This window comes from Embleya hyalina (genome assembly GCF_003967355.1).
Taxonomy (GTDB): domain Bacteria; phylum Actinomycetota; class Actinomycetes; order Streptomycetales; family Streptomycetaceae; genus Embleya; species Embleya hyalina.
Genome location: NZ_BIFH01000014.1, coordinates 426,035 through 445,811 on the forward strand (window position 1 = coordinate 426,035; position 19,777 = coordinate 445,811).

Sequence of the window (19,777 nt, forward strand, 5' to 3'; positions counted from 1 at the left end):
CGTCCGAAGTTCCCGGCTTTCCCGGCTAGTTCGACTGCGCGGCGGCGCGGAATCCGGCCACCAGGTCGGCACGCAGGTCGGACAGCCCCTCGATGCCGACGGAGAGTCGGACCAGGCCCGGGGTGACACCCGTGGCCAGGCGTTCGGCGTCGGTGAGCTGGGCGTGCGTGGTACTGGCGGGGTGGATCACCAGGCTGCGCACGTCGCCGATGTTGGCCAGATGGCTGAACAGGGACAACGCGTTCACGAACCGGCGACCCGCCTCGACCCCGCCCGTCAACTCGAACGCGACGACGGCCCCGGCGCCGCGCGGCAGATAGCGCTTGCCCGCCGCGTACCACCGGCTGCTCGGCAGACCCGCGTAGTGCACGGTCTCCACCTCCTCCCGGCTCTGCAACCACGCGGCCAGCGCGCTCGCGTTCGCCACGTGCCGCTCGACCCGCAGCGACAACGTCTCCAGGCCCTGGAGGATCAGGAAGCTGGTCAGCGGCGCGATCGAGGCTCCCACGTCGCGCAGCAGCTGCACGCGCAACTTCGCCGCGTACGCGCCCGGGCCCAGATCCGGCCAGTAGCGCAGCCCGTTGTAGCTCGCGTCGGGCTCGGCGAAGCCGGGGAACCGTTCGGCGTGCGCGCCGAAGTCGAAGGTGCCGCCGTCCACCACGACGCCGCCGATCGCGGTGCCGTGCCCGCCCAGGAACTTGGTCGCCGAATGCACCACGACGTCCGCGCCGTGCTCGATCGGCCGCAGCAGATACGGCGTGGGCACCGTGTTGTCCACCACCAGCGGTACACCGGCGGCGTGCGCGACGTCGGCGACCGCCGCCACGTCCAGCACGTTGGCGCGCGGATTGCCCAGCGTCTCGGCGAACAGCAACTTCGTCCGCGGCCGGATCGCGGCCCGCCACGCGTCGAGGTCGTCCGGGTCGTCGACGAAGGTGACCTCGACGCCGAGCTTGGGCAGCGTCCAGTGGAACAGGTTGTACGTGCCGCCGTAGAGCGACGCGCTGGACACGATGTGGTCGCCCGCCGCCGCGAGGTTGAGCACCGCCAGCGTGGTCGCCGCCTGCCCGGAGGCCGTCGCGACCGCCGCCACGCCGCCTTCGAGCGCCGCCACGCGCCGCTCCAGCGCGTCGGTGGTGGGGTTGTGGATCCGGGTGTAGATGTGGCCTTCCTCGGACAGGTCGAACAGTCCGGCCGCGTGGTCGGTGTCCCGGAAGACGAACGAGGTGGTCTGGTAGATCGGCACCGCGCGGGCCCCGGTGGTCGGATCGGGCTCGGCGCCGGCGTGCACCTGCCGGGTCTCGAAGGACCACGACGCGGGGTCGTCGGTACGTACGGGGTCGTCGGCGCCCACGGGTTCGGCTTCGACGACGGGCGGCGTGTCGGTGGCTTCGAGGGTCATCGGGAAACTCCTTGCGGGGTACGGGTGTCGGCGGCGGACGCGGGCAACGACGGGTGGAGCCGGACCGATTGCGGATACGCGGGAGCAGGCCCCGGGCGTGCGGCGATCGGGCGTGCCGCACCGACCGCACGGCACGCGGCGAAGCGGCCGCGAGGCGGGCGTGGTTCGGCCACCCGAAGGCCCGGGCCGAAAGGGCCCGCGCACGGGGGAGCGGGAAGCGGGAAAAGGCGGGGCGCGGCGGAGCCGGCGGGTCAGCGCCCGGACTCACACACCGCGCGAACCACCGGGACCGGAGCGGTCACCGGGGTTCAGTGGGACATGCGACACGCCATGCTGGTCACGCGCACGAGATCCACGTGGCGGCGACTGACGAGCATGGGGCAGGACATGGCGGCGAGTGTAGGCGGCCCGAAGCGGTTTGCGCCACGGGGTACCACCCGGCGCTCGCCGTCGGCCGGTCCCGGACCCGCGTCGCGGCCGTCGCCCCGCTCGATGTCCGACCCGTACCCTTACGCGTCGTCTACCGGATGTGACGGAAAGTCCGCTGGACCAACACGCCTTCCTCGTGCTTACATCACGGCCATGACTCCGCGTCAGGTCGCTTCCGTGCTGCTCGACCCCTTCTGGGTGGGTCGACGAGCCGACCACTTCGACCAGATCTGTCGCTGACCCCTGCGCTCGTGCGGTGCGCTCTCGCGCCGCCGAGCTGGTGTGTGCCCGCCCCCGCGTGACCGATGTCGGTCCGCCGCGCGCCGGCCCGCCCGCCTTCCGCGTCGCCGCCCTCCGGGCCGGCACGCCATCCGTACCCGATCTCGCCCCACCCGCCGCGAATCCGCCGCGCCGCGTTCGGCCCCGTCCCGGGCCGACGTCCGGCACGGCGTGCCCGAGGCTGTACCGAGGACCCCAGTCATGGCAACCAGCGCACCGCCCACCACCCTGCCCGTGATCGACATCTCCCGATTCCGCGACCCCGCCGCGGACCCGGCCGCCTTCCTGGCCGAACTCCGCTACGCGGCAAGGGAGATCGGCTTCTTCTATGTGATCGGCCATGGCGTCGACCCGGAGCTGCGGGCCCGCGCCCTGGCGGTCTCGAAGCGCTTCTTCGCGCTGCCCGAGGCGGACCGGCTCGCGGTGGAGAACATCAACTCGCCACAGTTTCGCGGGTACACCCGCACCGGCACCGAGTACACCGAGGGAGGGCCGGACTGGCGCGAACAACTGGACATCGGCCCCGAGCGGGCGGCGCTCGACCTCGGCCCGGACGATCCCGCCTACCTGCGGCTGATCGGCCCCAACCAGTGGCCGCCCGCGCTGCCCGAACTGCGCGAGACCGTCCTCGCCTGGCAGGCCGAGGCGTTGCGGGTCAGCCGCGAGGTGCTGCGGGCGCTGGCCGCCGCGCTCGGCCAGGACGGCGGCTACTTCGACGAGTGGTTCGACGAGGAGGCCGCGGTCCACGTCAAGGTGGTGCACTACCCGGGGCGACCCAGCGCCGACGTGGACCAGGGGGTGGGCGCGCACAAGGACTACGGCTATCTCGCGCTGCTCCAGCAGGACGAGATCGGCGGCCTCCAGGTGCAGGCCCGGGACGGCTCCTGGATCGACGCGACGCCGCTGCCGGACGCGTTCGTGTTCAACATCGGCGAGATGTTGGAGATCGCCACGCGCGGCTACCTGCGGGCCACCCGGCACCGGGTGATCGCTCCCCAACCGGGCGTCGACCGCTACTCGTTGCCGTTCTTCCTCGGCCCGCGCCTGGACGCCGTCGTCGAACCGCTGGACCTGCCCGCCGAGTTGGCCGCCGAGGCCGACGGGGTCACCGAGGACCCGAGCAACCCGCTCAAGCCCGCCTACGGGGAGAACGCGCTGATCGGATGGCTGCGATCGCATCCGCGCGTGGTGGAGCGGTGGTGGTCCGACCTGCTCCCGGGCGCCGCCGGAACACCCGACCCCCGACCCGCCTTCGAGACGCTCCAGGTGCACGCCGGCGCCCGCCCCGACCCGGCCACCGGCGCCCGCGCCGTGCCGATCTACCTGACCAGCAGCTACGTCTTCCGCGACGCGGCGCACGCGGCCGACACGTTCGCGCTCACCGACCTGGAGACGCACGCGTACACCCGGCTGTCCAACCCCACCACCGCCGTGGTGGAGGAGCGCGTCGCCGCACTGGAAGGCGGCACCGCGGCGGTGGCCGTGGGCAGCGGTCAGGCCGCCACCACCCTCGCGCTGCTCAACCTGGCCCGCGCCGGCGACCACCTCGTCGCGGCGGCCTCCCTGTACGGCGGCACCCGCACGCTGCTCGAACACACCTTCGCCGACCTGGGCATCGAGGTGAGCTTCGTCGACGATCCGGACGACCTCGACGCCTGGCGCGCCGCGATCCGCCCGGGCACGAAGGCGCTGTTCGGCGAGAGCGTCGGCAACCCGCGCGGCAACGTGCTCGACCTGGCCGCCGTCGCGGAGATCGCGCACACCGCGGGTGTCCCGTTCGTGGTCGACAACACCGTACCCACGCCGTACCTGCTCCGGCCGATCGAGCACGGCGCCGACATCGTGGTGCACTCCACCACCAAGTTCCTCGGCGGACACGGCACCGCGATCGGCGGGATCGTGGTCGACGGCGGCACCTTCGACTTCGGCGCGCACGCCGACCGCTACCCCGGCCTGGTCGCACCCGACCCGACCTATCAGGGCCTCTCCTTCTGGGAGCGGTTCGGTCCGGACCGGATCGCCTACGCGCTGCGCCTGCGGGTACGGCTGTTGCGCGACCTCGGCCCGGCGGTGTCGCCGCTGAACAGCTTCCTGCTGCTCCAGGGCATCGAGACGTTGTCGCTGCGCCTGGACCGGCACACCGCCAACGCCGAACGGGTGGCGGCCTGGCTCGCCGCGCGGCCCGAGGTGGTGCGGGTGGACCACCCGAGCCTGCCCACCAGCCCGTGGCACGCGGCGGCTCGGCGCTATCTGCCGCGCGGCGCGGGGGCGGTACTGTCGGTGGACCTGGCCGGCGGCCTGGCGGCCGGGCGGCGCTTCGTCGAGGGGCTGCGGCTGTTCAGCCACCTGGCCAACATCGGCGACGCGCGCAGCCTGGCGATCCACCCCGCGTCCACCACACACGCGCAACTGGAACCCGATCAGCGGCTACACGCCGGGGTGACCCCCGGGCTGGTCCGGCTGTCGGTCGGCCTGGAGGGCATCGACGACCTGCTCGCCGACCTGGAACGCGGCCTGGCCGCCGCGGCCGCCGGCACCGACGTCCCCGAGGAGGGCTCCCGATGACCACCCGTCAGGCCGTGCACGAAAGCCGGATCCGCGGTGCCCGCGGCGAGTTCCACCTGCGCGTCTGGCCCGTCGGGGGCGAACCCGTCGCGGTCGTGCTCTTCCTGCACGGGCTCGGCGAACACGCCGGCCTGCACGAGCCGTTGGCGCATCGACTCAACGCCGACGGGATCGAGGTGTGGGCCCCCGACCAGATCGGCCACGGCCTCAGCGACGGCACCCGGGTCCTGGTGGAGAGCCTGGACGCGCTCGCCGACGACGCCGAGCTGGTCCTGGCGCGGATCACGGCGGGCCGCCCCGGAGTGCCGCTGATCCTGGCCGGCCACTCGCTCGGCGCGGCCGTCACCCTGCTGCTCGCGGGCGAGCGAGCCGCCGCCGGGGCCGCCCGCGCGCTGGTCCTGGCCGGCGCCGGGACCGGGTTGTCGGCGGGCGAGAGCGGGCTGCGCGCGCTGCTCGCCGAACACGACATCGACCCGATGTCGCTGCGCAAGGACCCGAGCGAACTGTGCGGAAACGCCGAGTACGCCGAGCGGTTGCGCAACGACCCGCTGGTCTGGTCCGGCGGCCTGCGCCCCGAGACGCTGGACGCGCTGGAAGCCGGCGGCGCGCGGATCGCCGCACTGATCGCCGACGGCGCGATCACCCGGCCGGTGCTCTTCGTCCACGGCGAGGCCGACGACCTCGCGCCCGCGAGCGCGGTCCGCGCCGCCGCCGAGACGCTGCCCGACGCCCGGGCCCGGATCTACCCCGGCGACCTGCACAACGTGCTCGCCGAGCGCGACAGCGCCCGAGTACACGACGAGATCGCCGAGTTCGTGCTGGCCGCCGCCCACGCCTGAGCCGCCGGCCCGAAGGCCGCAGGGCCCCGCCGTCCCACCCCGCGCGGCCCCGCCCCGCCACGTCACCCCGCACCACCCCACCCGCAAGGAGATCGATCCACCATGCGCCGCTCCGCGCTCCGCATCGCCGCCGTCCTCGCCCTGGCCGGACCGGTCCTCGCCGCGTGCGGCTCCGGCGGCACCCCGAACCCCGCCGCCGACGGCGCCAACACCCAGGCCCCGGCGCCCGCGGACAGCGCGCTCGACCCGAACGCCACGGCCCGGGTGCGGCTGGTCCTGGAGCCCACCAGCCTCAACCTGACCACCACCGCCGGCGTCGCGCTGGAACAGGTCCTGCTCGACAACGTCTACCAGGGCCTGCTCGGCGTCGACACCAACGCCGACAACAAGATCGTGCCCGCCCTGGCATCCGGCTTCGAGACGTCCCCCGACGGCCTCACCTACACCTTCCACCTCACCCCGGGCGCCGCCTTCCACGACGGTTCGCCGGTCACCGCCGAGGACGCCGTCTGGTCGCTCCAGCAGGTGCTCGCGCCCGGCTCCAAGCAGCCGAACGCCAAGACCCTGGCCACGATCGCGGGCGTCGCCGCACCCGACCCGGCCACCGTGGTGATCACCCTCAGGCAGCGCGACACCAACCTCACCTGGGCACTGACCCAGCGTCAGGGCGTGATCTACAAGAAGGGCACCGACTTCGCCAAGCTGGACACCACGGAGAACGGCACCGGCCCGTTCAGGCTCGACGGCTGGCAACGCGGCTCGGCGATCACCCTCGTGCGCAACGACGCCTACAAGGGCGCCAAGGCGAAGGTGGCCAAGGTCGTGCTCAGCTACATCCCCGACCGCAACGCGGCGAACAACGCGCAGGCCACCGGTCAGACCGACATCGAGACCGCCGCCGAGGCCACGCTGCTCCAGCCGTTCACCGGCAACGACAGGTTCACCGTGCTGCGCGGCACCACCACCGACAAGTACACGCTGGCGATCAACAACGCCAAGGCACCGCTCAACAACCCGGCCGTGCGGCACGCCATCCGGCGCGCGATCGACAAGGACGCGCTGATCAAGTCCCTCGGCGGGGCGGGAGTTCGGCTCGGCGGGCCGATACCCACCTCCGACCCGGGCTACCAGGACCTGACCACGATCGACCCGCACGACGCGGCGGCGGCGAGGAAGGCGCTCGCCGACGCAGGGGTCGGCGAGCTCAAGCTCACCCTGAAGATCCCCAACATCTATCCGGCCGCGATCGGCGACGTCCTGGTCTCCAACCTCAAGGACGCGGGCATCGAACTCACGGTCAAGCAACAGGAGTTCACCGCCTGGCTGAGCGAGGTGTACACCGCGAGGGACTACGACCTGAGCCTGGTCAACCATGCCGAGCCGCACGACGTCGGCAACTTCGCCACCCCCGGCTACTACTTCGGCTACGACAACGCGGAGGTGCGCGACTGGTACGCGCAGGCCGTGGCCGCTCCCGACGAGCGCACCCGCACCGACCTGCTCGCCCGGATCGGCCGCCGGGTCGCCGAGGACGCCGGCGCCGACTGGCTGTACCAGGCGCAGACGCTGACCGTGGTGCGCAAGGGCGTCAGCGGCGCACCCCAGCACCACACCAGCAGCCGGCTCAACCTCGCCGGCATCGGGATCACCAAGTGAGCTCGGATCGGGGTCCGGCATGACCGTGTTCGTCGTGCGCCGGCTCGGACTGCTCGCGTTGTCCCTGCTCGGCGCGAGCATCCTGACCTTCGCCCTGCTTCGACTGCTCCCCGGTGATGCCGCCGCCTCGGTCGGCGGCATCACCGCCGACAAGGCACAACTCCGGTCGATCCGACACGACCTGGGTCTGGATCGGCCGCTGATCGCGCAGTACTGGACCTGGCTGACCGAGGTACCCACCGGTGATCTCGGCCACTCGCAGCTCAACGGCTCCTCGGTGACCGGCGAACTCGGCGAGAAACTGCGGGTCACCGGCCCGCTCGTGCTCGGCGCGCTGGTCCTGGCGCTCGTCTTCGCGGTACCGCTGGGGATGCTCGCGGCGGTGCGCCGGGAGCGGCGCGACGGTACCGCGATCAGCGTGGCGAGCCAGCTCGGGATCGCGCTGCCCACGTTGTGGGTGGGCCTGTTGCTGATCCTGCTGTTCGCCGTGCAGACCCCGCTGCTGCCGGCCCAGGGCTTCCCGGTGGAGGGCTGGGCCGACCCCGGCGAGGCGAGCCGCAGTCTGGTGTTGCCGACGCTGACCCTCGCCCTGTCCGAGGGCGCGGTGCTGCTGCGTTTCGTGCGCTCGGCCACGCTCGACGTGCTGCACCGGGACTACCTGCGTACCGCGCGCGCGGCCGGGCGTACCCGCACCGGTGCGCTCCTTCGGCACGGGCTGCGCAACGCGGCCGGGCCGGTGTTGTCCATGCTCGGCGTACAGGTCGCCGCCCTCCTGGTCGGAGCGATCGTGGTGGAGAAGGTGTTCACCCTGCCCGGCGTCGGCTCGATGCTGGTCGCCGACGTGGGCAACCGGGACCTGGTCAAGGTGCAGGGCGAGGTGATGCTCCTGGTGGCGATCGTGCTGTTCGTCGGCTTCCTGGTGGACATCGCCCAGCGGTTGATCGACCCGCGCCTGGCGGACGTTCGGGTCCGGGAGGTGACCGGATGAGGGCGCGAATCGCCGTCATCGGTGTGCTGCGCGCGCTGTCGCGCGACCGCAACGGCCTGATCGGCGGCACCCTGGTCGCGATCCTGGTCGGCGCGGTGCTGCTGTCGCTGGCGTGGACCCCGTACGACCCCACCGCCGTCGATCCGAACTCGCCCTGGCTGCTCCCGTTTTCGGACGGGCACGTGCTCGGGACGGACATGCTCGGGCGGGACCAGTTCAGCCTGATCCTGGTCGGCTCCCGGGAGACACTGGTGATCGCGCTCGTCTCGGCGGGAATCGCCGCCGCGCTCGGCGTGCCGCTGGCGTTGGCGGCGGCGCTCGGACCGCGCCGGTTCGCCGCCGGAGTGGTGCAACTGGTCGACGTGGCCATCGCGTTCCCGGCGCTGCTCACCGCGATGATCCTGGCCGCCGTGTTCGGCGGATCGGTGTGGACCACGGCGAGCGCGATCGGCGTCGCGTTCGGGGTACACCTGGCCCGGATCGCCCGGGCCGAGATCGAGCGGGTGGCCGGCACCGACTACGTCCTGGCCGCCGCCGCGAGCGGATCGAGCACGGGGCGCACCATCCGGCGGCACATCCTGCCCAACATCGCGCCGACCCTGCTGGTCCAGCTCTCGCTGGTGATGGCGGTGGCCTCGCTGACCGAGGCGGCGCTGTCCTACCTCGGCTACGGCAGCCCCGCGCCCGCCGTGTCCTGGGGCCGGATCCTGCACGACCAACAGCCCTACATCTCCGCCCGGCCGCTGCTCGTGGTCTGGCCCGGACTCGCCGTCGCGCTGACCGTGCTGGGCTTCAACCTGCTCGGCGACGCGCTGCGGGACGCGACCGATCCGCGCCTGCGGCACGGGGGATCGGGGGCGGTCGCCAAGGCCGACGGCGAGCGCGCGGTGCGGGCGATTCGCCCGCCCGCCGCGGTCGCCGGCGCGCTCCTGGAGATCACCGACCTCACCATCCGGATCGCCGGCCGCACCGTGGTGGACGGCGTCGACCTGACCCTCGCGCCGGGCGAACGGCTCGGCCTGATCGGCGAGTCCGGCTCCGGCAAGTCGCTCACCGCGCTGGCCGTGCTCGGCCTGCTGCCCGAGGGCGCCGAGGCCACCGGCAGCATCCGGCTCGACGGCGCCGAACTGCTCGGCCGCTCCGAGCGCGAACTCGCCCGAATCCGCGGCGATCGGGTCGCCATGGTCTTCCAGGAACCGCTCACCGCGCTCGACCCGACCATGCGCGTCGGCCGGCAGATCGCCGAACCGCTGCGCCTGCACCGGGGCATGACCCGCCGTCGGGCCGACGAGGCGGCGATCGAGCTGGCCGCGCGGGTGGGCCTGCCGGATCCGGCCGACCTGGTCCGGGCCCGGCCGCACCAGCTCTCCGGCGGGCAACGCCAGCGGGTGGGCATCGCGATCGCCCTGGCCTGTCGACCGGCGCTGCTGATCGCGGACGAGCCGACCACCGCGCTGGACGTGACCGTGCAGCGGGACATCCTCGCGCTGCTCGACGAGCAGGCCCGGGAGCAGGGCACCGCGCTGCTGTTCATCACGCACGACCTCGCGGTGGTGTCCTCGGTGAGCGATCGCGTCGCGGTGCTGCGCGGCGGGCGCACGGTCGAGCAGGGGCCGCTGGAGACGATCCTGCACGACCCGCGCGCGCCCTACACGCGCGCGCTCCTCGCCGCCGCGCGAGCGACGGCGTTCGCCCCGATCGAGGCGCCGGCCGAGATCCCCACCGACTCCGTGGAGGCCGCGTCGTGACCGCGCCCGCCGTACTGCTGCGTGCCGAGGGCCTGACCCGGACCCATCGGCTGCCGCGTCGTTCGTTGTGGGCCCCACCCGGGCGGCGGTACGCGCTGCGCGGGGTGGATCTGACGCTGGCCGAGGGCGGCGCGCTCGGCGTGGTCGGCGAGTCCGGCGCGGGCAAATCCACCCTGATCCGGCTGCTGCTCGCCCTGGACCGGGCCGACGGCGGCACGATCCGCTACCGCGACCGCGAGGTCCGTCCCGGGCCGGCCCGCACCCTGGCCTGGTTCCGGCGCGAGGTGCAGATCGTGCTCCAGGACCCGATGAGCTCGCTCGACCCCCGCGCGCGCGTGCGCGACATCGTGGCCGAACCGCTCGAATGCCTGGGCGTCGCCGGCGACCACGACGCGCGGGTGGACGAGGTACTGGCCGCGGTCGGTCTGGACCCCGACACCCGCGACCGGTACCCGCACGAGTTCTCCGGCGGCCAGCGGCAACGCGTCGCCATCGCCCGAGCCCTCGCCCCCGATCCGCGCGTGCTGGTCGCCGACGAGCCGGTCAGCGCGCTCGACGTGTCCGTCCGGGCGCAGATCCTCGACCTGCTCGGCGACCTCAGGACCCGGCTCGGCCTGTCCCTCGTGCTGGTCTCGCACGACCTCGGCGTGGTGCAGCACCTGTGCGACGAGGTCCTGGTCCTGAAGGCGGGCGAGGCCGTGGAGTCCGGCCCGACGGCGCGGGTCCTGGGCGACCCGAGCCACGCGTACACCCGGGACCTGCTCGCGGCGATCCCCACGCTGCCCGCGCCGAGGGCGTCGGTCGTGTAGCGCGCGCGGCGGGCGGGTAGCAGCGCTGATCCCGGGTCGGCACGGCTCGGGTGCGCCCACCCCGGAGGGACCATGTCGATCGAGCCCGCCGCCGACGAAGTCGAACTGCGGGTCAACGGCGACCCGCGCCGGATCCGCGTCGACCCGCGCGTCACCCTGCTGGACGCGCTGCGCGACGAGTTCGGGCTGACCGGCCCGAAGAAGGGCTGCGACCTCGGCCAGTGCGGCAGTTGTACCGTGCTGCTCGACGGTCGCCGGATCACCTCGTGCCTGACCTTCGCGGTGATGCACGACGGACGCGAGGTGACCACGATCGAGGGCCTGGGCGGGGATCCCGAGGGTGAGTTGCACCCCGTACAGCGGGCGTTCGTGGACCACGACGCGTTCCAGTGCGGCTTTTGCACCCCCGGGCAGATCATGGCCGCGGTCGCGCTGCTCGACGAGGGCCACGCCGGGGACGACGACGAGATCCGCGAGTGGATGAGCGGCAACCTGTGCCGGTGCGCCGCGTACCCGAACATCGTCACGGCGATCGCCGCCGCGGCCGGGCGGTGACCGCGATGCGCCCCTTCACCTACACCCGTCCGGACGAACCCGCGCACGCCTGGGCCGAGCTGGGCCCGGACGCGATGTACATCGCCGGCGGCACCAACCTCGTCGACCTGATGAAGTGCGGCGTGGCCGGCCCCGCCCGGTTGGTCGACATCGGCGGGCTGCCGCTGGGCGGGATCGGGTCGGACGGCGACACGCTCCGGATCGGCGCCCTGGTCCGCAACAGCGACCTGGCCGCGCACCCGGTGGTGTCCGAGCGCCTGCCCGTGCTCGCCCAGGCCCTGCTCGCCGGCGCCTCGCCGCAACTGCGCAACCTCGCCACACTCGGCGGCAACCTGATGCAGCGCACCCGGTGCGGCTACTTCCGCGACCCGTCGATGCCGTGCAACAAGCGGCTGCCGGAGAGCGGCTGCGCGGCGCTGGACGGCGACCACCGGGGCCACGCGGTGCTCGGGACGAGCGAGCGGTGCATCGCCACCCACCCGTCCGACCTCGCGGTGGCGCTGCTCGCGCTGGGCGCCCGGGTACGGATCGACGGACCCGGCGGCCCGCGCGTGGAGCCGATCGACGCCTTCCATCTGCCCCCGGGGGACACCCCCGAGCGGGAGACCACGCTCGCGCACGGCGAGTTGATCACCGGGGTCGAGGTGCCGCTGACGGCACTGGGTGCCCGTTCGCACTACCTCAAGGTGCGTGAGCGGGCCTCGTTCGCGTTCGCGATGTGCTCGGTGGCGGTCGCCCTGGACGTCCGCGAGGGCACCGTTCGTGACGCCCGGATTGTGCTCGGCGGTGTGGCGACCACGCCGTGGCGGGCGGGCGCGGCCGAGACCGCGCTGATCGGCGCACCGCCGGGCACCGCCGCGTTCGCCCGGGCGGGGGAGGCGGCCACCGAGGGCGCCCGGCCGCTGCGGGACAACGGGTACAAGGTCGAACTCATCCGTCGCGTCGTCGCCCGCGCGCTGACCACGCTGACCACCGTGGAAGGGGACCGCGGATGAGCCCGGAGGATCCGTGGATCGGCCGCCCCCAGGCGCGGGTGGACGGTCCGGTCAAGGTCACCGGTACCGCGATGTACACCGGCGACGTGGCCCTGCCCCATCTCGCCCACGCCGTGCTGCTGCAGAGCACCGTCGCCAAGGGCCGGATCCTCGGGACGGACGTCGCCGCCGCCGAGCGCGCACCGGGCGTGCTGGCGGTGTGCGCATCCGACGGCTCGCTGGGCATCGGCCCGGTGGCGTCCTACTACTCGGCGGACAACGGGCCGATGGGCGACGGCCGTACACCGCTGTCCGACGCGGTGATCCACCACCACGGGCAACATGTCGCGATGGTGGTCGCGGAGTCCCGGGAGCAGGCGTGCGCCGGCGCCGAGCTGATCCGGGTGCGCTATCGCGAACAGGCGCCGCTGGCGCGGATCGAGGACGCGATCCCGCAGACCCCGCCGGGCCGCGAGGACGTGGTCCGGGGCGACCTGACCACGGGCCTGGCGGTGGCCGACGCGACGGTCGAGGCGTACTACGAGACCCCGCCGCAGCACATGAACCCGATGGAGCCGTGCGCCACCACCGCGCGCTGGACGGGCAATCGGCTCACCGTCCACGACTCGACGCAGCACGTCTTCGGGGTACGGGCGGCGCTGGCCGAGGCATTCGGGCTGCGGCCCGAGGACGTTCGGGTGTTGTCCGGCTTCGTCGGCGGCGGCTTCGGCAGCAAGGGCACGGTGTGGCCGCACGTGTTGCTGGCCGCGGCGGCGGCGCGGCTGGTCGGCCGACCGGTGCGCCTCGCGCTCACCCGGCCGCAGATGTTCACCTCGTGCGGCGTGCGCCCGCCCACCCGGCAGCGGGTGGTGCTCGGCGCGCGGCGGGACGGCCGGTTGACCGCGATCGCCCACGACGGCACCACGGCGACGTCCTTCGGGGAGAACGTGGTGGAGAACACCGGCGGGACGACCGCGATGTTGTACGCCTGCCCGAACGTGACGATCCGTCAGCGCATCGTGCGGCTCGACATGCAGGCGCCGACCTTCCAGCGTGCGCCGGGCCGGGCCCCGGGATCGTTCGCGCTGGAGTCGGCCCTGGACGAGTTGGCGCACGAACTGGGGGTCGATCCGCTCGAGTTGCGGCTGCGCAATCACGCCGACACCGATCCCTCGTCGGGTCGACCGTGGTCGAGCAAACACCTGCGCGAGTGTTACCGCCTGGGCGCCGAGCGGTTCGGCTGGGACCCGGACGACCGTACGCCGGGCACCCGTCGCGACGGCGACGTGCTGATCGGCAGCGGGATGGCGAGCGCGACGCACGAGATGGACCCGGGACCGGCCGCGGCCTACGCCGAACTGCGGGTCGACGGCACCGCCGTGGTGGGCGTCGCCTCGCACGAGATCGGCACCGGCACGTACACCGTCTTCGCCCAGATCGCCGCCGACGTGCTGGGCGTCGGGCCGGACCGCGTCTTCGTGCGGCTCGGCGACACCGAACTGCCGGAGGCGCCGCCATCGATCGGCTCACAGACCGTGGCCTACGTCGGCCCCGCGATCCGGCGGGCCTGCGAGGCGGTGCGCGACGACCTGCTGGCGGGCGCCCTGGCCGACCCCGAATCGCCGCTGTACGGGCGGGAGATCGGCACGATCGAGTTCGGCGGGGACACGTTCGTGGGTGAGCTGTCCCGGATCGGCTCGCCGTCGATCTCGGCGATCGGCCATGCCCATCCGGACGCCGGATCGCCCTACGCCGTGCACTCGTTCGGCGCCCAGTTCGCCGAGGTCGCGGTGGACGCGCGGACGGGGACCGTGCGGGTGCGGCGGATGGTCGGCGCGTTCGACATCGGCCGGGTGATCAATCCGCGCACGGCGCGCGGCCAACTCGTCGGCGGGATGACCTTCGGTCTGGCCCAGGCGTTGATGGAGGCGACCACGATCGACCCGCGCCGGGGGCACGTGGTCGAACCCCACCTGGCGGGCTACCACCTGCCGACGAACGCCGATGTCGGCGCGCTCGACGTGCTGTTCGTGGACGTCCCGGACCCGCACATCGGCGACGTCGGCGCGCGGGGCGCGGGCGAGATCGGCGTGGTCGGCGCGGCGGCGGCGATCGCCAACGCGGTCTTCCACGCGACGGGGGTGCGGGTGCGGACGTTGCCGATCACGCCGGACCGGGTGGTGACGGCCGGATCAGGGCTGGGGTGGGGGGACTTCGGCGGGTGACCGGGGTTTCCCGCCGCGGCCCGCCGACCGGCGCTCGGACGCGCTCTCGAGCCCGGGTCGTTCGGCTTCGGGTCGTTCGGCTTCGGTGTCGGGCCGCTCGGCCGCCGGGAGGGTGAGAACGATACGGGTGCCGGCGGTGTACTCGGGGTCCAACCCGATCGTGCCGCCGTGGAATTCGACGATCTTCTTGCACATCGCCAGGCCCATGCCGTTGCCCGGATATGCCTCGCGGGTGTGCAGGCGCTGGAATATCACGAAGATGCGATCCGCCTGGGACGGATCTATGCCGATGCCGTCGTCGGTCACCGAGATCCGCCACATCCCGTCCGCGGCCTCGGTCTCGGCCTCGACCGAGACCCGGACCGGCCGATCCGGCTTGCGGAACTTCACCGCGTTGGCGATCAGGTTCTGCACGACCAGGGAGAGCTGGGTGCGGTCGCCGCGCACGGTGGGCAGCGGCGTGCGCCGGACCTCGGCGTGCGCGTCCCGGATGGCCAGGTCCAGATCGCCGATCACCGTCTCGTACACGGCGTTCAGGTCCACCGATGCCTCGGTGGCCGGACCGCGGCCCATCCGGGAGAACGCGAGCAGGTCGTCGATCAGGGTCTGCATCCGCACCGCGCCGTCCACCGCGAAGTCGAGGTAGCGGTCGGCCCGTTCGTCCAACTGCCCGTGGTACCGCCGGTCCAGCAGGCGGCAGAAGCTCGCGATCTTGCGCAGCGGCTCCTGGAGGTCGTGCGAGGCGACGTAGGCGAACTGCTCCAGGTCGGCGTTGGACCGGCGCAGTTCGGTGGCCTGCTCGTCCAGGCGATGCCGGGCGTCGTCGGAGAACGCCAACTCGTCGGCCAGTCGGCGGCGCATCGCCTCCATCGCGTGGGCCAACGCGCGCAGGTCGGCGGGGCCGGTGGGGATGATCTCGTGCCGGAAGTCGCCCCGGGCCACCGCGTTGGCGTCCGCCACCAGTCGGCTCATCGGCCGGGTCACGCCGTGCCGCAATCCGGCGAACACCATGATCGCGCCGCCGGCGACCACCAGCGCTATCCCGCTGAACACCCAGGTGCGCAGGTCGCGGACGTCCTGGAGGTCGGCCCTGGCGCTGTCGCGCTGCCGCTGGAGGCGGTGCTGCTGCGCGAGGGTGGCGATGCGCAGCGCCGGGTAGGCGGAGGTGTCGGCGACGGCCGCGCGCACCTCCGCCGGCGGCTCGCTCCCGGGCGGGACGGCGAGCGCGGGCCGGACCACCCGGTCCTGCCACGCCCGCGCCCGCTCCTGCACCACCCGCAGTTCGTCGCGCGCGGTCGGGTCGTCGCGAAACAACTCGCGCAGTACGGCGGCCTGCTCCTGCTCGGTGGCGCGGCCCGTGGCGTAGCCGTCCAGAAGCGAGGCGTCGCCGGTCCACACATAGCCGCGCACCGCGGCGTCCTGGTCGGCGTACGCCGTCTCCAGGCGCACCGCGGCGATCAGTGCCGGCGAACTGTGGTCCACCAGCCGTCCGTTCACCGAGGTGGAGTGCGAGAACACCCACGCGCCGAGCGCGGCGAGCAGGGCCGATACGACCAGTGTCGTGGCGACCCCGACGAGCAGCCAACGTCTGGTGTCCCAGCCGTGCCGCCGGGTTCCGATCCCCGGCGCCCCCGACCCGGCGCCGACCGCCTCGTGTCGCTCCACCACACCGTCCCCATCGTGCCCATCGCGCCGAGCCCGCCGGCGGCGGGCCGGACATCGTGCGAGGACCGATACCTGCCCGAAACGGCGATCTTTGCACCTGCCGAGCGACGGCGGATCAGGCGCCGGTGGAGGACCCCGGCCGGGCGATCATCAAGACGGTCACGGTGGCCCACAGCAGGTTGAACACGCCGGTGAGCATGCCCAGCCGCACGGTGGCGCGGTGGAAGGGGGACAGCGGATCGGGGGCCGCGGTCGTGGCCGCGGTCGTCCCGCCGTCCGGCGTCCCGACGTCGGCCAGCAGCGCGCTCTGTCGCGGCAGCACCGCCAACCCGAGGACCGCGGCGGCGATCGCGGTCAACACCATCGACACGATCAACCACGCGTCCCCCACCACGTCCATCTGCAGGGCGACCCCCAACCCGAAGACCGGCACCACCACGCCGACGACCGCGTAGACCCGACAGGTGCGGTGCAGCCCGCGCACCACCGCCGCGGCCCGCCCGTCCGCCGGATCGGCCCGCGCCTGCCGGACGGCGGGCGGGAACATACTCGCGGCAACGGTCACCGGCCCGACCGCCAAGATCGCGGCAAGCACATGTACGGCAAGCAGAAACTTCGTCACCAGCCGAGGCTAAAACCCGCCCGAAGCCCGCACGAGTGGCAACGGTGCCGGCCACCAACGGATTATCGCCAAGGGCTGCCGCGCCGTCGTCGCGTGCGACGCGTCGACCGCCGCGGTCGAAATCCGGGGGTTCGCGGACGCGAGGGCGGGTGGCGGGTGACAGTGGAGGGACCGGGGCACCTCGGGTGCTCCGCGTGCCCGGGGAGAGGGGTCGGTGGGTCGTGGCGAGTGGTGATGGGGAGCGGGCGGCGGAGCCCTGGTGGAAGTCGGCGGTGGTCTATCAGATCTATCCGCGGAGTTTCGCGGACTCCGACGGGGACGGGATCGGGGATCTGGGCGGGATTCTGGCGCGGCTCGATCATCTGGTCGGGCTCGGGGTGGACGTGGTGTGGTTGTCGCCCGTGTATCCGTCGCCGCAGGACGACAACGGCTACGACATCAGCGACTACCGGGACATCGAGCCGATGTTCGGCACGTTGGCCGACTTCGATCGGCTGGCGGCCGCGATCCACGAGCGTGGGATGCGGCTGGTGATGGACCTCGTGGTCAACCACACCTCGGATGAGCACGCGTGGTTTCGGGAGTCGCGCGAGGGGCCGGACAGCGTCAAGCGGGACTGGTACTGGTGGCGCCCGGGGCGGCCGGAGCGCGGGGCGGTGGGGGAGGAGTCGGCGGCGCCGAACAACTGGGGATCGTTCTTCTCCGGATCGGCGTGGCAATACGACGACGCGAGCGAGGAGTACTACCTGCATCTGTTCTCGCCGAAGCAGGCCGATCTGAACTGGGAGAACCCGGAGGTCCGCCGGGCGATCCACGCGATGATGCGCTGGTGGCTCGACCGCGGGGTGGACGGGTTCCGGATGGACGTGATCAACCTGATCTCCAAGCATCCGGACCTGCCGGACGGCGAGCCGGCGGGCGACGGGCTGTACGGCGACGGGTCGCCGTACTACGTGAGCGGACCCCGCGTGCACGAATACCTCGCGGAGATGCATCGTGAGGTGTTCGCCGATCGGCCGGAACGGGTGCTCACCGTGGGCGAGATGCCGGAGGTGACGCTGGAGCACGCGCGGCTGTTCACCGACCCGGCGCGCGGCGAGGTGGACATGGTCTTCCAATTCGAGCACGTGGGGCTGGACTTCGGGCGGCACAAGTTCGACGTGCGGCCGCTGCGGCTGACCGCCCTCAAGGAGTCGTTGGGCCGCTGGCAGACGGGCCTGGCCGAGGTGGGCTGGAACAGCCTGTACTGGAACAACCACGACCAGCCCCGGGTGGTGTCCAGGTTCGGCGACGACGGGCCGCGATACCGGGTGCGTTCGGCGACGATGCTGGCCACCGTGCTGCACCTGCACCGGGGTACGCCCTACATCTACCAGGGCGAGGAACTGGGCATGACCAACGCGCCGTTCGCCTCGGTCGAGGACGTCCGGGACATCGAGGCGCTGGGCCACTACCGACAGGCGATCCGGGCCGGCGAGGACCCGGCGCGGGTGTTGGACGGGCTGCGTGCGCGCGGGCGGGACAACGCGCGTACGCCGATGCAGTGGGACACGTCCGAACACGCCGGATTCACCACCGGCACACCGTGGTTGCCGGTCAACCCGAACCACGCCACGATCAACGCGGCGGCGGCGCTGGCCGACCCGGAGTCGGTGTACCACCACTACCGCCGGCTGATCGCCCTGAGACACGGCGAACCGACCGTCGTACACGGCGACTTCACCATGCTGCTGGCGGACGACGAACGGCTGTACGCGTTCACCAGGCACTACCGGGACACCACACTGCTGACGCTGGCCAACTTCACCGGCGAGCAGGTGCGGATCCCGGCGGACCTCGCGACCGAGTGGGCGACGGCCCCGCTCGTGCTCGGCAACGTGGGCACGGCGATCGACCCGATGACGCTGCGACCGTGGGAGGCGCGCGTACAGCGCAAGGGGTAGCCGGCCGTGTGGGTGTCGCCGGGTCGAGGCGTGGCCGCACCCGCCGTGACGGGCGGGGGCGCCGACGGGCCCGGGCCGGTGGCGGCGCGGGGGCGGCGTCGGGTGGGTCGTAGGGTCGGGTCGCCTTGATCGTTGCCTGGAAGGGATGTTTGGGTCGTGCGTCTTGCGTTTGCCGGGTTCGCCCATAGTCACCCGTTCACCGATGCCGGAGTGGCTCGGGATCTGGGGGTGGACGGGATCGACGGATGGGACGGTGGCGAGCCCGCGCGGTTCGCGGCGTTTCGGGAGCTGTACCCGTGCGAGCCGGCCGCCTCGCTCGCCGAACTGATCGCTCGGCGGCCGGATGCGGTGGTGGTCACGGTGCGGCCGGCCCTGATCGCGGCGACCGTGGCGCGGGTGTTGCGGGCCGGGCTGCCCTGCTTCGTGAACAAGCCGGCGGCGGCCTCGGCGGGTGCCCTTGCCGAGTTGGACCGGGCCGTGACGGGGCACGAGGAGCGCTTCCTGACCTCGTCCGTGCTGCGCTTCGCGCCCGCCGCGGTGGACCTGGCCGAGCGCCTGGCGGGGCGACGGGTGCTCGGGGCGCGGGCGTTGGTCCGGCACGACATCGCGGGCTTCCTGACGCCGGAGCGGGCCTGGCAGGACGATCCGGCCGAGGGCGGCGGCACGCTGGTCTCGCTCGGCCTGCACGGCGCCGAACTCCTCGACGCGGTGGCCGGTCCGGGCGCGCGGGCGGTGGCGGCGAGCCGGTCGGTGCTGGTGCGTCCGGCCACCCGCTCCGAGGACACGGGCACGATCCTGGTCGGCTGGCCGGACGGGCGGCCCGGCACGATCGAGGTGTCCGGGGCGGGCGGCGAGGAGGTGTACGAGGTGGCGGCGCAGACCGAGGACGGGGTACACACCACCCGCCTCGGCGGCGCCCCCGACTGGCAGGAGGCCCTGGGCTACCGCGCCACGATGCGCACGATCCTGGCCATGGCGGGCGGCGCGGCGTCGCCGTTGCCGTGGTCGCGGAGCAGGGCGGTCCTGGAGTGCGTCGTCGACGCGGCGACGATGGCCCGGGCCTGACCGGGCCCGCCGC

15 protein-coding genes and 1 pseudogene are annotated in these 19,777 nt (G+C 73.2%); 12 read left to right on the forward strand and 4 right to left on the reverse strand.

All coding sequences use genetic code 11. The features are described from left to right. Positions 1-25: 25 nt before the first annotated feature. Together EMA17_RS06205 and EMA17_RS55925 are read right to left on the reverse strand one after the other, a co-directional pair. A complete protein-coding gene (locus EMA17_RS06205) occupies positions 26-1,402 on the reverse strand; it encodes a bifunctional o-acetylhomoserine/o-acetylserine sulfhydrylase (protein WP_126635884.1) in 1,377 nt (458 codons plus the stop codon). A gap of 308 nt (positions 1,403-1,710) precedes the next feature. After that, entirely contained in the window at positions 1,711-1,791 is an 81-nt protein-coding gene (locus tag EMA17_RS55925; RefSeq protein WP_371862968.1) for a putative leader peptide, read from the reverse strand. 520 nt (positions 1,792-2,311) lie between these two features. On the opposite strand from EMA17_RS55925, the pseudogene EMA17_RS53235 reads away from it, so the two are divergent. The 10 genes and pseudogenes from EMA17_RS53235 to EMA17_RS06250 all read left to right on the forward strand — a co-directional run. Continuing rightward, a pseudogene (locus tag EMA17_RS53235) lies at positions 2,312-3,139 on the forward strand (isopenicillin N synthase family dioxygenase); the annotation flags it as partial. A 180-nt stretch (positions 3,140-3,319) separates the two neighbouring features. Further along, complete coding sequence (locus EMA17_RS53240) at positions 3,320-4,675, forward strand: O-acetylhomoserine aminocarboxypropyltransferase/cysteine synthase family protein (protein ID WP_218042713.1); 1,356 nt, start codon at positions 3,320-3,322, stop codon at positions 4,673-4,675. Next, on the forward strand, positions 4,672-5,514 hold the full coding sequence (locus EMA17_RS06215) for an alpha/beta fold hydrolase (RefSeq protein ID WP_126635886.1): 843 nt from the start codon (positions 4,672-4,674) through the stop codon (positions 5,512-5,514). The genes EMA17_RS53240 and EMA17_RS06215 overlap by 4 nt, the downstream gene beginning before the upstream one ends. Positions 5,515-5,616: 102 nt before the next feature. After that, positions 5,617-7,170 carry an ABC transporter substrate-binding protein gene (locus EMA17_RS06220; protein WP_126635887.1) on the forward strand — a complete coding sequence of 518 codons (1,554 nt, stop codon included), beginning with the start codon at positions 5,617-5,619 and terminating at the stop codon, positions 7,168-7,170. A gap of 19 nt (positions 7,171-7,189) precedes the next feature. Next, entirely contained in the window at positions 7,190-8,158 is a 969-nt protein-coding gene (locus EMA17_RS06225) for an ABC transporter permease (protein ID WP_126635888.1), read from the forward strand. Then, positions 8,155-9,906: a dipeptide/oligopeptide/nickel ABC transporter permease/ATP-binding protein gene (locus EMA17_RS06230; protein WP_126635889.1), complete on the forward strand. Its 1,752-nt coding sequence runs from the start codon at positions 8,155-8,157 to the stop codon at positions 9,904-9,906. Before EMA17_RS06225 ends, EMA17_RS06230 begins: the two co-directional genes overlap by 4 nt. Continuing rightward, positions 9,903-10,715 (forward strand): ABC transporter ATP-binding protein, encoded by an 813-nt coding sequence (locus EMA17_RS06235; RefSeq protein ID WP_174861313.1) that lies wholly within the window; start codon positions 9,903-9,905, stop codon positions 10,713-10,715. Before EMA17_RS06230 ends, EMA17_RS06235 begins: the two co-directional genes overlap by 4 nt. A 72-nt stretch (positions 10,716-10,787) precedes the next feature. Further along, positions 10,788-11,270, forward strand: a complete 483-nt coding sequence (locus EMA17_RS06240) for a (2Fe-2S)-binding protein (protein ID WP_126635890.1) — start codon at positions 10,788-10,790, stop codon at positions 11,268-11,270. 5 nt (positions 11,271-11,275) lie between these two features. Continuing rightward, on the forward strand, positions 11,276-12,265 hold the full coding sequence (locus EMA17_RS06245; RefSeq protein ID WP_126635891.1) for an FAD binding domain-containing protein: 990 nt from the start codon (positions 11,276-11,278) through the stop codon (positions 12,263-12,265). Beyond that, positions 12,262-14,469, forward strand: coding sequence for a xanthine dehydrogenase family protein molybdopterin-binding subunit (locus EMA17_RS06250; RefSeq protein WP_126635892.1), 2,208 nt, complete (start codon positions 12,262-12,264; stop codon positions 14,467-14,469). Before EMA17_RS06245 ends, EMA17_RS06250 begins: the two co-directional genes overlap by 4 nt. Here EMA17_RS06250 and EMA17_RS06255 read toward each other — a convergent pair. Beyond that, positions 14,437-16,134, reverse strand: coding sequence for a sensor histidine kinase (locus tag EMA17_RS06255; RefSeq protein ID WP_174861314.1), 1,698 nt, complete (start codon positions 16,132-16,134; stop codon positions 14,437-14,439). The two genes, EMA17_RS06250 and EMA17_RS06255, sit on opposite strands and share 33 nt — an antisense overlap. Positions 16,135-16,249: 115 nt before the next feature. Further along, positions 16,250-16,756 (reverse strand): DUF2269 family protein, encoded by a 507-nt coding sequence (locus EMA17_RS06260; RefSeq protein ID WP_126635893.1) that lies wholly within the window; start codon positions 16,754-16,756, stop codon positions 16,250-16,252. A 221-nt stretch (positions 16,757-16,977) separates the two neighbouring features. On the opposite strand from EMA17_RS06260, the gene EMA17_RS06265 reads away from it, so the two are divergent. Both EMA17_RS06265 and EMA17_RS06270 read left to right on the forward strand, forming a co-directional pair. Then, complete coding sequence (locus EMA17_RS06265) at positions 16,978-18,699, forward strand: glycoside hydrolase family 13 protein (protein ID WP_126635894.1); 1,722 nt, start codon at positions 16,978-16,980, stop codon at positions 18,697-18,699. Positions 18,700-18,927: 228 nt separating this feature from the next. Next, positions 18,928-19,764, forward strand: coding sequence for a Gfo/Idh/MocA family protein (locus EMA17_RS06270; protein ID WP_218042671.1), 837 nt, complete (start codon positions 18,928-18,930; stop codon positions 19,762-19,764). Positions 19,765-19,777: the final 13 nt, after the last annotated feature.